The following is a 15,706-nucleotide window of genomic DNA, read 5'->3' on the forward strand; positions in this document are numbered from 1 at the left end:
GGCCCAGGCGGACGAGTGGGTTCCCTGGGCCACTGCGGCGACGCCGCTGTGGGCGTGCCTCACCCGGTGCGGACCCGGTCATCCGACCTCGGCAAGGCAGGGGGGCTGGTTGCGGGGCGGGTGGGGTGTGCGGGATGGTTGCCTGACGGCAACGTTTCTTCGAGTGGATGAGGTGAGGGATTCGCCCAGCGAGTCCTCGACTTTTGGCCCTGACCCAAGCCCAGACCGACGCCACACCGTACGGCTCTCCGTGGGATCACGCTCCCTACCCGGCCCTCGTGGTCGACGCCGAGGGCACCGTCGTCCTGCGTAACGCCGCCGCCGGTGCGCTGCTGCCCGCGGCCCGGCCGGGGGCGCGGTTCGCCGAGGTGGTTCCCGCCTGGCTGTCGGCGGCGCACCCCGCGGTGCCGCTGCCCGGCCCACGGGCGGGCAGCACGGCGGGCGCGCCGGTCTCGGGCCTGATCGACGACCGCGTCTTCGAGGCGCATCCGAGCCTGCGGGGCGACGGCACCGTGGTGTGGTGGCTGGCCGACGACACCGATCACCAGCTGGCGCGGGAAGCCCTGCGCACGGAACGGGAGCGGACGTCGTTCCTGGCGACCGCGTCCAGCACCCTGCTGTCCTCCCTGAACCTGGGGCGCTGCATGGACGCGACCGCGCAGCTGGCCGCCGAGCATCTCGCCGACGCGGCACTGGTGATCTCCCCGGTGCGCGGGCTGCGGCTGCCGGTGGTCACCTGCGTCCGCGGCGGCAGCCCGGTCTCCTCCGACGCGCCCGCCTCCCCGGACGACGTGCCGGGTCTCGCCGAGGCGCTGCGCGGCTTCCCGCCCGTGCCCTCCCGCTGGATCGATCCTTCCAGCGCCCCCGACTGGATGGTGCCCGAGGACTTCGGTCCGATCGGTTCGATCGTCATCACACCCCTGCCCGGCCACGGTGTCGCGGCCGGAGCACTCGTCCTGCTGCGCCGTTCGGACACCGCGCTGTTCACGGAAGGCGAGGAGGTCTTCGCGCGGCTGTTCGCGGCCCGCGCGGGGGCCGCGATGTCGGCCGCCCGTCTCTACGCGGAGCAGTCGTCGATCACCGAGGTCCTGATGCGGGAGCTGCTGCCCCCGTCACTGCACCAGGTCTCCGGCGTGGACTTCGCCGGCGGCTACCGGCCGTCCGCGGACCACGAGCGGGTCGGCGGGGACTTCTACGACGTGCACCCGGCCGCGGTCGAGGGCGAGGCCTCGCTGGTCACGCTCGGGGACGTGTGCGGCAAGGGACTCGAAGCGGCCGTCCTCACCGGGAAGATCCGCAACACCCTGCACGCGCTGCTTCCCATGGCCGACGACCACCAGCGGATGATCAGTCTGCTGAACACCGCGCTGCTCAACTCCCACACCACCCGCTTCGCGACCCTGGTTCTGGCCTCCGCGGTGCGCAAGGGCAGTTCGGTGAGCCTGCGGCTGACCAGCGCCGGCCATCCGAGCCCGTTGATCCTCCGCTCGGACGGCACGGTCGAGGAGGCCGACACACGCGGCACCCTGGTCGGCGCGATCCCCGACGCCGTCACCCGCACCACGGGCCTCACGCTCGCGCCCGGGGAGTCCTGCGTCCTGTACACCGACGGTGTCACCGAGGCGAAGGGCGGCCCGCTGGGCAACACGCAGTACGGCGAGGAACGCCTCCAGCGTGCCCTGTCGGAGTGCGTGGGCATGCCGTCCGAGAGCATCGTGGAACGCATCCAGATGCTCGCCTCCCAGTGGGTCGGCACGGGCCACCACGACGACATGGCGGTCGTGGTGATCTCGGCGCCCCGGACGCACCACCTCAGTGCGGTGAACGGCCATACTCGGGGCAGGTTCACTGCATGAACACCCGTACCGAGCAGCGCCCTCCGGGCGATCCGCCGGCCGAGCCGCCCACCGATGAGCTGTGGGAGGCCGTCCTGGCGGCCGACGAGCACACGGCCACTGCCGTGGTGCTGCGCGCGCTGGAGGACGGCGTCCCGCCCGAGGACGTCCTGCTGGGCATGATCGCTCCGGTACAGCGCAGAGTCGGCCTGGAGTGGGCCGCCAACCGCATCAACGTGGCCCAGGAACACGCCGCGACGGCCATCAACGAGCGGGCCGTCGCGGCCCTTTCGCTGCACCCCGCCGCCCGCACCACTCCCACCCGCGGCCAGATCACGGTGGCCTGCGTCGACGGCGAATGGCACGCGCTGCCCGCCCGCCTGCTGGCCGAGGTCCTGAAACTGCGCGGCTGGCACGTGAACTACCTCGGTGCCCAGGTCCCCGCCCCGCACCTCATCACGCACCTGCACCGCACCGACGCCGACGCGGTCGCCCTCTCCAGCTCGATCGCCACCCGGCTGCCCACCGCGCATGCCGCGATCACCGCCTGCCAGGCCGTCGGCGTGCCCGTCCTCGTGGGCGGCGCGGCCTTCGGACTCGACGGACGCTACGCCCGCCTGCTCGGCGCCGACGCCTGGGCGCCCGACGCCCGGACCGCGGCCGACCTGCTCGCCGGGCGCCCGCTGTGCCGCCCGCACCCCGACCACCAGCAGATCGACGACCTGCCGCATCTGGCCGACCAGGAGTACACGGTGGTCGCCCGCAGCGGCACGTCCCTCGTGCGCACCGCCCTCGCGGCCCTGGAGGACGCGTTCCCGGCCATGCGCGCCTACGACGGAGCGCAGCGGGAGCGCGTGGCGGAGGATCTCGCCCATATCGTGGAGTTCCTCGCCACCGCCCTGTACGTCGACGACGAGGAGCTCTTCACCGGGTTCGTCACCTGGACCGCCCAGATCCTCACCGCCCGGGGTGTGCCCGCGTACAGCCTGCCGCCGACGCTGGACATCCTGGCCCGCGAGCTCAAGGACTTCCCGCGGGCCACCCGCATCCTCGAACACGGCGCCATCGCGCTCGATCCCGTCCACCGCATCACCGCCAGGAATCACGCATGACCACGACGCCCCCCGCCCACCTGCGTCTGACCACGGTCGACACCGAGACCACGGTCCGTATCGAGTTGCACGGCGATCTCGACTACGACAACGCGGATCACCTCATGACCGCGGTGAGCGAGAGACTCGCCGCGCACCCGCGCCTGCACGACCTGCACCTGCACTGCGCGGGACTGGACGTCGTCGACTCGCTGGGTCTGTCCGTCCTGCTGATGATCCGCCGCAGGACGAGTGAGGCGGGTGTCCGCCTGCACCTCGATGCCCGCAGCGCGAAACTGGAACGGCTCCTGACCATCACCGGTACGCTGGAGCATCTGACGGCGCCTCCCCACGGCGTCGCGGACTCCGCCCGCAGCACCGCGCACACCTCCCTGCCGGGCCGGGGAACGTCGGCTCGCCCCACCGGACCGGACAGCACCACCTGACGTCATGCCTCCTCAGGCGTGAACGAGTGCCAGAGACACGGACGGGGAAGACCATGACACCGCCAGACCTCGTCCCGGGCACGGTCTCCCACGACGCCGCCCGTTCCGTGGGAGACGTCGTCGAACTCCTCGACGTGCTGTGGCAGCGCGCGAGGGAGTCCGCGCCCGCCCCCGCGTCCGCGTCACAACTGCGCCTGATGTACGTCGTCGACCGTGCCGGCGCGCTCCGCATGCGGGCCCTGTGCGAACGGCTGGCCACCGCGCCTCCCTCCGTCACCCGCATGTGCGACCGCCTCCAAGCCATCGGCTTCCTGGAACGGCTGCCGTGCCCCGACAGCGGTCGCGAGGTCACCCTGCGGCTGACCGCGGCGGGGCAGGCCCACATACGTCGTATCCGCGAGGAGCGCGAGGACATGCTTCACCTCGCGATCACGTCCATGTCCCACGCCGACCGGCGCGCCTTGGCCAAGGGGCTCGCCGGACTCCACGCCCAGCTCGCCGCGACCGCCGACGGGCACACCGGCCCCGGCGGTGTCTCCGCGGCCTGACCCGCCCACGCCGGGAGGACGTGTCCGAGGACACGGGGCCGCGGTGCATCCGGCGGCGCGCTGCCGTGCGAAGAGGCAGTGCGGACCGGTGGCGTCCGGACCTACGGCGCACGACCCGAACGGGGTACCCGCGTCCCGAGGCGTGGCCGCCGCCCGCGCCGCCGCGACGGGCACGGCCGGGCCGTTGCGGTCATGATCGGACGACGGGGCACCGGCCGCCGACCGAACGCGTGGAGGCACCATCGTGAACACGGACGACCAGCGGAACGCGCCGGACACCGACACCGCGGAGGTAGGCGCCGGCCATGACTCCGAGGGGCTGCGCTGCCTGGTCACCGGGGCGTCCGGCTACATCGGCGGACGCCTGGTGCCGGAGCTGCTGGAGGCCGGCCACCGCGTCCGCTGTCTGGCCCGCTCGCCGGACAAACTCCGCGACCACCCCTGGTCGGCCGACGTCGAGTCGCTCCGCGGGGACGTCACCGACGCCGGGTCGGTCGCCGAGGCCCTGCGGGACGTGGACATCGCGTACTACCTGGTGCACTCACTCGGGTCCGGCTCCGGGTTCGAGGAGACGGACCGCCGGGCCGCGCGCGTGTTCGCCGAGCAGGCGGCGCTCGCCGGTGTGCGGCGGATCGTCTATCTCGGCGGGCTCACCCCGAAGGGCGTGCCCGAGGACTCCCTCTCCCCGCACCTGCGTTCACGCACCGAGGTGGGGCGCGTCTTCCTGGACGCGCCGGTGCCCGCCACCGTGCTGCGGGCCGGGGTCGTCATCGGCTCGGGGTCCGCCTCGTTCGAGATGCTGCGCTATCTCACGGAGCGCCTGCCGGTGATGGTCACCCCGAGCTGGGTCCACACCCGCACCCAGCCCATCGGGGTGCGGGACGTACTGCGCTATCTGGTCGGCTCCGCCGCGATGCCGGCGGACGTGAACCGGACGTTCGACATCGGCGGCCCGGACGTCGTAACTTACCGCGAGATGATGTGCCAGTACGCCGTCGTCGCGGGCCTGCCCCGGCGGCTCATCGTGCCGGTCCCGGTGCTGACCCCGACGCTGTCCAGTCACTGGGTCGGTCTCGTCACCCCCGTGCCCGCTTCCATCGCCCGGCCGCTCACGGAGTCGCTGCGGCACGAGGTCGTGTGCCACGAGCACGACATCGCCCGGTACGTGCCCGACGCGCCGGGCCGCCCGCTGCCGTTCGAGGAGGCGCTCTCCCTGGCGCTGCGCCGGGTGCGGGAGGCGCAGGTGGTCACCCGCTGGTCGTCCGCCGCCGTGCCGGGGGCGCCCAGTGACCCGCTGCCCACCGACCCGGACTGGGCGGGCGGCAGCCTCTACGAGGACGAGCGGCAGCAGTCGGTCGACGCGTCGCGGCAGGCGCTGTGGAGGGTCGTCGAGGCCATCGGGGGCGACAACGGCTGGTACTCCTTCCCGCTCGCCTGGGCCGTCCGGGGCTGGATGGACCGCTTCGTCGGCGGTGTCGGCCTGCGGCGCGGGCGCCGGGACGCCGAGCATCTGAGGGTCGGCGACTCACTCGACTTCTGGCGGGTCGAGGCGATCACGCCCGGAGAACTGCTGCGGCTGCGGGCCGAGATGCGGCTGCCCGGCCTCGCCTGGCTGGAGATGTACGTGGAGACGGCGGACGACGGCCGCACCCGGTACCGCCAGCGCGCCCTGTTCCACCCGCGCGGACTGCTGGGCCACATGTACTGGTGGTCCGTCTCCCCCTTCCACGCGGTCGTCTTCGGCGGCATGGCCCGCAACATCACCCGGGCCGCGGCCCAGGGCACCCTCGGGCGACGGCGTACGTCCCTCCGCGGCCGGATCCGGCACCTCCGCGGTGCGCCGGAATCGCAGTCGTAGGGCGCGAACCCGCAACGGCGTCGATGCCGGGCTCGGACCCCGGTGCTCAACCGCGCAGGGAGCTGAGGTACTCCTGGACCCGCCGGAGCGGCCAGACCTCGCCGATCTTGTGCTCGATGTCGAAGAGGTTCGCGGCATGGATGTCCGGGTCGCGGTCGCCGACGGCCTCCCGGGTGACGATCGGCACGAACCCGTGCTGCAGGGCGTCCAGCGCGGTGGCGCGCACGCAGCCGCTCGTCGACAGTCCGCCCATGACCAGGGTGTCGATGCCGTTCGCCGTGAGGTGGGCGGCCAGTGCGGTGTCGTGGAAGGCGCTCGGGGACCGCTTCGTCACGGTCAGCTCGTCCGGCGTCGGGGCCAGACCGTCGATGAACGCGCTGAACGGGCTGTCCTCGGCGAAGACCCGTAGGGCGGGCACCTTGCGCAGGAAGAGGCCGCCGTCGCTGCCGTCCGCGCTCAGCAGCACCCGTGTGACGATCACCGGTATCCCGGCCCGGCGCGCGTCGGCCAGCAGGAGCCGCATCGCGTCGGCCGCCTGCTCGGCACCGGCGTAGAGCGGGCAGTCGGGGTCCACGTAGGCACGGGCCGGGTCGACCAGGAGCAGGGCCGGGGCGGTGCCCGGGGTGAGGTGGCCGGCCAGTCCGGCGCGGGCGTAGTCCTCCTGCGGGGAACGGGAACCGGTCATGGGGACGCCTTCCGTGAAGTGGCGGGCTCCGGGCGGCCGTTCGCGGCGGCAGGGGGTTCCTCGGTGGCGGCGCCACGGGCCGTCCGCAGCGAGTTCGGCAAGGCCAGGCACACCGCTCCTCCGATCACGGTGATGCCCGTGAGGACGAACCCGGTGACGCGGAGGTTGGCGACGAAGCGGTGCAGTTCGCCGGACCCGAGGACGTTCAGGGTGTTCAGTGTGCCGTCGTACGCGGCCCGGCGGGCCGGTTCGCCGAGGCCCGTCGTCGTGAGGGCGAGGGCGAGGGCCGTGCTGAGGAGGTAGCCGACGTTCTGGGTGGTGGAGCGCAGCCCGTTGGCCATGCCGCGCCGGTCGGCCGGGGCGCTCAGCATCAGCGCGCTCGTGCTGGGCGTCATGAAGAGTCCGGTGCCCGCCCCGACGAGGAAGAGGAAGGGGGCCATCGTCCAGAAGGGGACCGCCGCCGCCGAGAGCGTGAGGGAGAAGCCCAGCAGGCCGCACGCCGTCGTCGCCATGCCGGTCGTCGTCAGCGCTCGCGGGGTGAAGCGGTCGAAGAGGGAGCCGGCGGCGGCCGAGGTGATGAGCGTGCCGGCCGCGACCGGTGTCACCAGCACCCCCGCCTCCAGGGACGACGCACCGCCGACCGCCTGTTCGTGCAGCGATGCCAGCAGGACGACGGCGTAGCTGCCGACGGCGTTGGCGAGTACGGCCGCGAGCACCAGGGCGATGGCGCGGGTGCGGAGCAGCAGGACGTCGACCAGCGGGTGCGAGCGACGGGTCTGGACGACGGCGAAGGCCGCGAGGAGGGCGGCGGTCGCTCCGCCGCAGACCCACGGCAGCCAGTCGGCGACGCCCGCCGTGACCCCGGGTGTCAGGGTGAGGACCAGGGCCGTCAGCATCGCCGTGGAGAGCAGCGCGCCCGGCAGGTCGAAGGGTTCCCGGGTCCCGCCGTCGCGCTTGCGGTTCGCCGGAACGGCCGCCATGGACGCGCCGATCGCGATCAGCCCTATCGGTACGCAGACGATGAACAGGCCGCGCCGGCCGAGCAGTTGGGTCGCCGCGCCGCCGACGACGGGACCGGCGACCTGGGCCGTCGCCGCCACCGTGACGTTCCAGCCGAGGGCCCGGCCCAGTGTTCGTGCGGGGAACACGTCGGTCAGCAGGGCCGTGTTGTTGGTGATCACGGCGGCGGCGCCGACGCCCTGCACGATCCGGGCCGCGATCAGGAGACCCGCCGACGGGGAGAGCGCCGCGAGCCCGGTCCCGGCGGTGAAGACGACGAGTCCGGCGAGGTAGAGGCTGCGGCGGCCCACGATGTCGGCGAGCCGGCCGAAGACGAGGATCAGCGCGGTGGTGACCAGCATGTAGCCGAGCAGGATCCAGTCGGCCTGCCCGGGGTCGGCCCCCAACTCCCTTGTGATCGTGGGCAGTGCGACGGCGAGACCGCTCATGTTCAGGAACACGGCGACCACGCCGACCGCGGTGGCGGCGAACACCCGCCACGGCCCGCGCACGGCCCGTCCGGTCGACGGCGCCCCCGCGCGACGCTCTGTCACCGCGTCGGCTGGCGTGACTTCATCAGCGGCTGGATCCGGGTGCCGAAGTTCTCCAGCCCCACGAGGAAGTCGTCGAAGACGAGCATGATCCCCTTGGTGCCCTCGACCTCGGCGACCTCGTCCAGCATCTTGGCGACGGTCTCGTACGAGCCGACGAGCGTGCCCATGTTCAGGTTGACCGCGCCTTCGGGCAACACGATCGTGCGGGCGGTGGAGGTGTCGCCGGCGGTGGTGTCGGTGGCCGATTCGCCGGCCATGTAGGCCAGCGCGGCGCGGTCGGCGTTGTCGTGGTAGTCCCGCCAGGTCGCCTGGGCTGCCTCGTCGGTCTCGTCGGCGATGACCATGAAGAGGGAGAGCGCGCCGACGTCACGGCCGGTCCTGGCCGCCGCGCCGACGAGGCCGGCCGTGGTGTCCGACAGGGCGAGGGGCGTGTTGACGCCGCTGCCCAGGATGAAGTTGTACTCGGCGTGTTCGGCGGCGAACCGGATGCCGGTGTCGCTCTGTCCGGCGGCGACGATGGGGATGTGCCCGTCCGCCGGTCGGGGCGAGAGCACGCAGTCGTCCATCTCGTAGAACTCGCCCTTGAAGTTGCTGACGCCCTCGCTCCACAGCTCCTTCATCACGGTGACGTACTCGGCGGCGCGGGCGTAGCGGTTGCCGAAGTGGGCGTCGCCCGGCCAGAGGCCCATCTGGGAGTACTCGCCGGGGGCCCAGCCGGTGACGATGTTGATGCCGAAGCGGCCGGGGGCGATCGAGTCGATGGTGGAGGCCATGCGGGCGACGATCGCCGGGGGCAGGGCGAGGATCGGGGTGGAGGCGTAGAGCTTGATCCGCTCCGTGACGGCGGCCAGGCCTGCCATCAGCGTGAACGACTCCAGGTTGTGGTCCCAGAACTCGGTCTCGCCGCCGAATCCCTTGAGTTTGATCATCGACAGGGCGAAGTCGAGCCCGTACGTCTCGGCCTTCTGGACGATCGCCTTGTTCAGCTCGAAGCTCGGCAGATACTGGGGTGAGCTCTTCGATATCAGCCAGCCGTTGTTGCCGATGGGGATGAAGACGCCGATGTCCATGCCGCTCCTCGTGGACGAGTGGGGTCGTGCCGGGCGGGGTGAGCCTGACGGGGTGACAACGCGGGCACATGATCAAGGGGTTCCATACCCTGATCGTGACGTCCCGTTCCTCCGGATGCCGAGTATTGTCACCGGAGCGAACACCGGTGGACCTCCGGCACAACTCGCGCTCGAATGCTCCCTGTTGAGAGCCGTTTTCGGGGGTCCGGGACAAAGGTGTGAGTCCTGCGAAGCACGGCGTCATATGAGGCGGGAACGGTAAAATTCACGGTATGAACGCGCGTCTGGCTCTGCTCGCCGCCGTCGACCCCGGTGTCACCGAGAGCGAGGTCTTCCGGCTGGCGCTCCAGCACGCGGTCGCCGAGCTGGGTGCCCTGGGCGGTGCGATTCATCTGCGCGGCCCGATGTCCGCGCTGCGGCTGGTGTCGTCGACCGGTCTGCCGCCCGCTCTCACCCGCCCGTGGGAGATCATCGACCAGGAGGGTCCTACGGCCCCGGCCCGCGCCCTGCACCAGGGCAGCGGTGTGTGGGTGCCGGTGGGGTCCGCCTCCGCTGGCCAGGTGCCGGCCTGGCCCGGCACCGGCCTCGCCGCCGTGCCGGTGTCCGGCGGGGACCGCAGCATCGGCACGCTCACGGTCCTCATGGGCGAGCGGGCCGAGCCCACCGCGGAGCAGTGGAGGTTCCTGCGGGACCTGACCGCCTGGACCGAGGAGCGCATGCGCCAGGCACCGCCGCCCTCGCGCCCCTTCCAGCCGGAGCTCAGCGGCAACCGCGACCGGCTCCGGCAGGCTCTGAAGGAGGTCAGTGTCGGCTCGTGGGACTGGGACATCCGGGGCGGCGAGCTGATCTGGGACGAGGCGGCCCTGGAGCTGTACGGCACCAGGCCCGAGGACTACACCGCCCGGGTCGAGAACTGGATGGCGTGCGTCCACCCCGACGACCTGGCGCCGACGCTGGACGCGGTGGACCGCGCGATCCGCGAGCACGGCGTGTTCGAGGCCGAGTACCGGGTACGGCGCCTGGACGGGTCGTACGGCTGGACGCGGGCCCGCGCCAGGGCGACGTACGACGAGCACGGCGAAGCCCTCCGGATGATCGGCGTGGGCTGGGAGAGCGACGAGTCACGGACCGCCCGCGACGCGCTCAGCCGCGCCCTGCGGCACATGAGCGACGGCTTCCTCGCGGTGGACGACGAGTGGCGGATCACCTTCGCCAACCTGGAGGCGGAGCGCACGCTGGGCCTCTCCGAGGAGGAGCTGTTCGGGCGCCTGCTGTGGGAGCTGCCCTCGGCCCGTGACGTCCCGGGGCTGGAGGACCGCTGCCGGAAGGCCGCCGCCGAGGAGACGCCCGTCGGTTTCGACGCGCGGGTGGGCGACGCGGGCCGCCGCTACCACCTGCGGGTGGTCCCGGGCCCCGACGGTGTCACCCTCTACCTCACCGACGTCACCGAGAAGCGCCGGCACGAGGAGGAGCGGCAGGCATCCGAGCGTTCCGCCGCCCGACGTGCCGCCCGTATCGCCGAGTTGACGGCGGCTCTCGCCAAGGCGACGACCTCGCAGGACGTGGTGGCCGCGGTCGCCCGCCGGGTGCTGCCGCCGTTCGCCGCCACCGGACTCCTGGTGCAGGCCATCGAGGGCGACCGGCTGCATCACGTGGGGGCGGAAGGCTATCCGGAGGACTTCCTCGCCGCCATCGACGGCCGCCCGCAGGTGCCCGGCGACCCGTCCTGGGACGTGGTCGAGTCCGGTCTGCCGCTGTTCCTCTCCTCGATCGAGGAGTACACGGCCCTCTATCCCGGCCTGGCGGCCAGACCGGCGCGGGCGGGCAAGCAGGCGTGGGCGTTCCTGCCGCTGACGGCCTCGGGGAAGACCTTCGGTGTCTGTGTCGTCGCCTTCGACCGCGCCCGGCGCCTCACCGACGAGGAACGCACGCTGCTGACCACGACCAGCGCCCTCGTCGCCCAGGCCCTGGAGCGGGCCCGGCTCTACGACGCCGAGCACACCCGGTCCCGCGAGCTCCAGCGCAGTCTGCTCCCCCGCGTCCTGCCCGAGCTGCCGGCGTGCACCGCTGCGGCCCGCTATCTGCCCGCGGGCCAGGGCATGGACGTGGGCGGCGACTGGTACGACATCATCCCGCTCTCGGGCGGCCAGGTGGCCCTGGTGGTGGGTGACGTCATGGGCCACGGCCTCCCGGAGGCGGCGACGATGGGCCGCCTGCGCACCGCGCTGCACACCCTCGCCGACCTGGAGCTGCCGCCCGACGAGATCATGGGCCACCTGAACGACCTTGTCGTCGGCATGGGCGAGGAGTCGTACGTGACCTGTCTGTACGCGCTCTACGACTCGACGACCCAGATCTGTTCCCTTACCGGGGCCGGTCATCCGCCACCGGCGGTGGTGCACCCGGACGGCACCGTGCACTTCCCGGAGCTGTCGGCCGATCCGCCCCTCGGCGCGGCGGAACCGCCGTTCGAGACGGTCGAATTGAAGGTGCCGGAGGGCAGTCTGCTGGTGCTGTACACCGACGGCCTCGTGGAGTCGGCGAAGCGCGAGATGGACGAGGGCATGGCCGACCTGGCCCGCCTTCTGCGGACGGCGTACCGGACCGAGTCCGGCGGGGAGGCGGACCTGGAGCAGCTCTGCGACACCCTCACCGAGAGCCTGCTCCCGGCCGAGCATCCGACGGCCGACGACGCGGCCCTCCTCGTGGCCCGGCTGCACGCCCTGACCGGCGACAGGATCGCCTCGTGGACGCTGCCCGAGGACCCGCGAGCGGCCGGCCAGGCCCGCCGCCACGTCCGCGAACAGCTGGGCGCCTGGGGCCTGGAGGACCTGGTCCCGACCACGGAACTCCTCGCGAGCGAGCTGGTCGGCAACGTCGTGCGCCATGCGAAGGGCCCGGTCGGTCTGCGGCTCCTGCACGGCGCCGAGCTGATCTGCGAGGTCTTCGACGGCAGCCTGACGATGCCGAGGATCCGCCGCGCCACGGACACCGACGAGGGCGGTCGCGGTCTCCAGCTCGTCACGGCCCTCACCCAGCGCTGGGGCACCCGCTACACGCCGACGGGCAAGTGCATCTGGACGGAGCAGTCGCTCAACGCGGCCGAGGCGCGGACCGAACTTCCGGACGCGGCGCTGGAGTTGATGTTCCCGGACGCGGCGGACCTCACCGGCGACCTCGACGCCCTGCCGTTCGACGACGAGGACTGAACCGCCCGGGGACGGGCACCGACGCGGTCCAGGACGGCCGCTACGGTCGAGCCGCCTCCAGCGCCGACAGGAACCCCTCGGCCAGCCGCGGTACGGAGGCCGCCCCCAAGGCCCGTGTCACGGCACGGAGTTGGGCGTCGGGATACGTGTCGGCGTACGCCTCGCACGCGTCGCTCGCGTAAGCACGGGCCAGCGCCGGGCCGAGCGCCTCGGCGTGGGCCTCGGCGCAGGCCCGCGCGTTCGCGTCGCTGCTCAGCCGCGCGTACGCGTGGCCGTAGGTGTCCGCCTCGGTCGCGGAGAAGCCGTTGGCCAGCGCGTGGTCGCGGGCGCCCGTGTGGGCTTCGGCGTACGCGCTCGTCCGGTCGTAGGCGGCGTCGTGGAGACGCAGGAGCACCGGGGTGAGCGCCGTCCGCCAGGTGTCCTGGTCCACGGTCCCGCCGTGCGCGGCCTCGCGGTGCAGGACGCCGAGCGCCGTGAACACGGCGGTGTCCCCGTGCTCCCCGAGGAGCGGCAGGACCGTGTCCGCGTGCCAGGTGTGGACGGCACGCAGCGTGCTCGTGTCCGGTTCCGCGCGGAGGAGGGTGCGCAGGCGGATCGCCCAGCCGTCCCGGGTGTCCGCCGGCAGTTCCTCGTGGAGGGCGGCGGCGAGCCGCGCCGACCAACTGGGGTGTGCCGACGCGGGGTTCCACCGCGCGGCGGCGAAGGCCTCGGGGGTGGGGATGGTGGTCATGGGCACCGTGACTTCCGTCGGGGAACCGGATCAGGCGTGCAGGCGGCTGCCGTCGACCGCGATGCGGCGGCCCTCCCTGGTGTGCGGGAAGTAGTCCCAGACGGCGTGGTGCTGGACGCTGCGGTTGTCCCAGAGGACGAGGGTGCGCTCCTGCCAGCGGACCCGGCAGTGCAGCAGCGGGGTGCGGGCGATGTGCGCGTAGAGCATGTCGAGGAGTGCGTCGCTCTCGGGGCGGGACAGCTGGGTGATGTGCGAGGTGTAGGGGGCGTTGACGAACAGCAGCTTGCGGTCGGTCTCGGGGTGGCGGGCGATGACGGGCTGTTCGGTGCGCGGCACCTGGTACTCGGGCGGCGGGGTCTGTCCCGCGGCGGTCCAGGGCAGGGCGCCGTCGTGGAGTGCGGTGAGCGTGCCGAGGAAGCTCTGCATCGCCGGGGAGAGCAGTTCGTAGGCGAGGTGCATGTTGGCGAAGACGGTGTCGCCGCCGCTGCCGCCCTCGGGAATGGTGGTGATGTAGAGGAGTGAGCCGAGGGAGGGTTCGGGGTCGGCGGTGCCGTCGGCGTGCCAGCCGTTGCCGGCCACGGCCCGGGACTCCTTGGTCGCCTTGATCTCCAGGATGTACGGGTCGGATCCCTCGGGGGCGAGCGCCACGGGGTGCAATTCGCCGAAGACGCCCGCGAACCGCTTGTGTTCCTCGGGGGTGATGTCCTGGTCGCGGAAGACGAGGACGTGGTGTGTCTGGAACGCGTGCTTGAGTTCCTTATCCTGCTGGGGCGTCAGCTCCTTTGCCAGGTCGAGGCCGGTGACCTCCGCGCCCAGCAGCGGGGTGATCGGGGCGACGGACAGGGTCTCGTAGGGCTCGGCGGGGCGGGTGGTGAGCCGCTCGACGGCCTTGAGCGCGTAGTCCTCCATGAGGGACCTCCGTGGTGTGTCGGGGTGGGGTGGCGGGGTGGGCGTGAGGGGTGCCTACAGGCCTCGGTCGAGGAGTTCGGACAGGACGAGGCGGCCGAAGGCGAGGTTGCCGTGGATCGTGTCGTCCGCCTTGCAAAAGGCGGGCAGTTGCAGACCCGTGGCGTCGGTGACGCGGGAGCGCAGGTCGATCAACTCGACTCCTCGTGCGGTGAGTTCGTCTACGACGATCTTCTGCGCGGCGAAGAAGACGTCCGGGTCGGACATCGCGGGGACGCGTTGGGGCGGCAGGGGCGCCAGCACGCGCAGGCCGAGCGCGACGGCGTGGTCGTAGAAGGCGAGGGCGCCCCGGACGGTCGCCCTGACCAGGTCGGTGAAGAGGCGGCTGTCGAGGAAGGTGTGCGGGACGGTGCCGTGGCGGTCGCGGTAGAGGTCCCAGTTCTGGCGGGTGGCCACCGTGTGGGCGCTCAGCCCGAAGGTGCACACGAGCGGGATCGGCAGTGCGGCCAGTCCGCTCACCTCAAGGGTGTCGAGGAATGCGCGGTACAGCCGCTGCGGCTCCTCCGCCCGAAAGGTGCCGTCCGCGTCGAAGAAGGGGCCCAGGAAGTCCCGCCCCGAGCCCAACGGGCCGCCCACGAAGGGGAGTTCAGCGACCTGCGCGGCCCGTCCGACGCAGCCCGCGTGGGAGTCACCCAGCAGAAGGAAGCGGGCGGGGGTTGTAGTAGTCGAGCACGGCGTCGTCACACCAGTGGTCCTCTCCGCCGGCGACGGGCGTGGTGGGTCGGGGTCCGGGCTCGGGTCGCGTCCGGGCGGACCGGCCCTGGAGGGCCTCGAAGAAGTGCCGCATCACGAAGGCCACGCCGTCGGGGGTGACCGTGCGGAGGTTGGGTTCGTAGAAGGCGGCGCGGTAGGGGAAGCCGGTGATGATCTCGTACGACGGGAAGTAGTCGACGTCGTCCGACTCGTCCGCCAGCTGTCCTGCCGCCGCGCGCAGCACGGACTTGGAGTGCGTGGTGGCGACGAGCGCGTGGCGGCCGGTGGCGGTAGCCGTCAGGGGCACCGGAGAGACCGTGAGGACCATGCGGAGCCGGGAGTTGATGCCACGGGCGAGGGCGAGCACGTCCGTCAGGTCGCGGTGCACCTGCGCCACCGTGTGATTGCGGAGCACATGCCGGGCGGGGTCGAAGGTGCCACGTACGGTGCCGGGGCACATGGGCAGCACGGTGTCGGTCACGGTGTCGTGCCAGGCCTCGGTGAGGCCGAGGGTGAAGACGAGGACGTCGGCCCGGGTGAGGGCGGTGCGGACGGCGGCGCGGGTGCGGTCGCGGGCCCGCAGCAGGTCCTCGGGCGAGGCGTGACCGTCCGGTTCGACGGTCGGCCGGTACGGGTCGTGGAACGCGCCGTCCTGCGCCCAGACCTCCTCCGGTGGCTTCTCCTCGTCCAGCGCCCACGCGACCCACTGGCGCAGCGCGGCGGCGGTGTAGATGTTCCCGGTCCGGAAGGAGAACCGGCGGTAGCCGCGTGCCGCCTGCTCGGCACGTGTGAGTCCGGGCGGCGGTGGTTCGGCGTCGTACCAGTGCATGCCCTCCTCCAGCAGCGCCCGCCCGATGTGGGCGGCGAAGCACGAACCGGCCGTGACGACGGGTGCGTCCTGCCCGATCGCGAACTTCGGCGTCCACAGTCCGGTGATGTCCCTCGCATCGGGCTCGGCGACCGCCGTGCGCCAGAAGGACCGCTCGGGCAACCGGGTGTAAGGGTGCTCCACTCCGACCTCT

The 15,706-nt window shown here is 72.5% G+C and carries 13 protein-coding genes; 6 read left to right on the forward strand and 7 right to left on the reverse strand.

All coding sequences use genetic code 11. The features are described from left to right. Nucleotides 1-278: 278 nt before the first annotated feature. From ACIPTO_RS17135 to ACIPTO_RS17155, 5 genes are all read left to right on the forward strand, one after another. On the forward strand, nt 279-1,856 hold the full coding sequence (locus tag ACIPTO_RS17135) for a PP2C family protein-serine/threonine phosphatase (RefSeq protein WP_401192737.1): 1,578 nt from the start codon (nt 279-281) through the stop codon (nt 1,854-1,856). Then, on the forward strand, nt 1,853-2,947 hold the full coding sequence (locus ACIPTO_RS17140; RefSeq protein WP_401192739.1) for a B12-binding domain-containing protein: 1,095 nt from the start codon (nt 1,853-1,855) through the stop codon (nt 2,945-2,947). The genes ACIPTO_RS17135 and ACIPTO_RS17140 overlap by 4 nt, the downstream gene beginning before the upstream one ends. Then, the gene (locus ACIPTO_RS17145; protein ID WP_401192741.1) at nt 2,944-3,372 is read left to right on the forward strand and encodes an STAS domain-containing protein; all 429 of its coding nucleotides are present in this window, start codon (nt 2,944-2,946) and stop codon (nt 3,370-3,372) included. Before ACIPTO_RS17140 ends, ACIPTO_RS17145 begins: the two co-directional genes overlap by 4 nt. A gap of 53 nt (nt 3,373-3,425) precedes the next feature. Next, on the forward strand, nt 3,426-3,920 hold the full coding sequence (locus ACIPTO_RS17150; RefSeq protein ID WP_366317960.1) for a MarR family transcriptional regulator: 495 nt from the start codon (nt 3,426-3,428) through the stop codon (nt 3,918-3,920). 319 nt (nt 3,921-4,239) lie between these two features. Then, the gene (locus ACIPTO_RS17155; protein WP_401193644.1) at nt 4,240-5,778 is read left to right on the forward strand and encodes an SDR family oxidoreductase; all 1,539 of its coding nucleotides are present in this window, start codon (nt 4,240-4,242) and stop codon (nt 5,776-5,778) included. A 46-nt stretch (nt 5,779-5,824) separates the two neighbouring features. On the opposite strand, the gene ACIPTO_RS17160 is transcribed toward ACIPTO_RS17155, so the two are convergent. From ACIPTO_RS17160 to rutA, 3 genes are read right to left on the reverse strand one after another with little or no spacing between them, the layout of a single operon-like run. Beyond that, nucleotides 5,825-6,463: an isochorismatase family protein gene (locus ACIPTO_RS17160; RefSeq protein ID WP_401192744.1), complete on the reverse strand. Its 639-nt coding sequence runs from the start codon at nt 6,461-6,463 to the stop codon at nt 5,825-5,827. Further along, the gene (locus ACIPTO_RS17165) at nt 6,460-8,016 is read right to left on the reverse strand and encodes an MFS transporter (RefSeq protein WP_401192746.1); all 1,557 of its coding nucleotides are present in this window, start codon (nt 8,014-8,016) and stop codon (nt 6,460-6,462) included. The genes ACIPTO_RS17160 and ACIPTO_RS17165 overlap by 4 nt, the downstream gene beginning before the upstream one ends. After that, the gene (gene rutA, locus ACIPTO_RS17170; protein WP_401192748.1) at nt 8,013-9,086 is read right to left on the reverse strand and encodes a pyrimidine utilization protein A; all 1,074 of its coding nucleotides are present in this window, start codon (nt 9,084-9,086) and stop codon (nt 8,013-8,015) included. The genes ACIPTO_RS17165 and rutA overlap by 4 nt, the downstream gene beginning before the upstream one ends. Before the next feature lie 272 nt (nt 9,087-9,358). On the opposite strand from rutA, the gene ACIPTO_RS17175 reads away from it, so the two are divergent. Then, the gene (locus tag ACIPTO_RS17175) at nt 9,359-12,295 is read left to right on the forward strand and encodes a SpoIIE family protein phosphatase (protein ID WP_401192750.1); all 2,937 of its coding nucleotides are present in this window, start codon (nt 9,359-9,361) and stop codon (nt 12,293-12,295) included. A 40-nt stretch (nt 12,296-12,335) separates the two neighbouring features. Here the strand turns inward: ACIPTO_RS17175 and ACIPTO_RS17180 are convergent, their stop codons facing one another. The 4 genes from ACIPTO_RS17180 to ACIPTO_RS17195 are packed head-to-tail and all read right to left on the reverse strand — an operon-like array spanning nt 12,336 to nt 15,696. Continuing rightward, on the reverse strand, nt 12,336-13,025 hold the full coding sequence (locus ACIPTO_RS17180; protein WP_401192753.1) for a hypothetical protein: 690 nt from the start codon (nt 13,023-13,025) through the stop codon (nt 12,336-12,338). Nucleotides 13,026-13,055: 30 nt separating this feature from the next. Continuing rightward, entirely contained in the window at nt 13,056-13,934 is an 879-nt protein-coding gene (locus ACIPTO_RS17185; protein ID WP_401192755.1) for a TauD/TfdA dioxygenase family protein, read from the reverse strand. 54 nt (nt 13,935-13,988) lie between these two features. Continuing rightward, nucleotides 13,989-14,675, reverse strand: coding sequence for a hypothetical protein (locus ACIPTO_RS17190; protein ID WP_401192757.1), 687 nt, complete (start codon nt 14,673-14,675; stop codon nt 13,989-13,991). Continuing rightward, nucleotides 14,620-15,696, reverse strand: a complete 1,077-nt coding sequence (locus tag ACIPTO_RS17195) for a GSCFA domain-containing protein (protein ID WP_401192760.1) — start codon at nt 15,694-15,696, stop codon at nt 14,620-14,622. Before ACIPTO_RS17195 ends, ACIPTO_RS17190 begins: the two co-directional genes overlap by 56 nt. Between the last annotated feature and the right edge of the window lie 10 nt (nt 15,697-15,706).

It is taken from the genome of Streptomyces sp. NPDC090083, from assembly GCF_044747445.1.
In the GTDB taxonomy this organism is placed as follows: domain Bacteria; phylum Actinomycetota; class Actinomycetes; order Streptomycetales; family Streptomycetaceae; genus Streptomyces.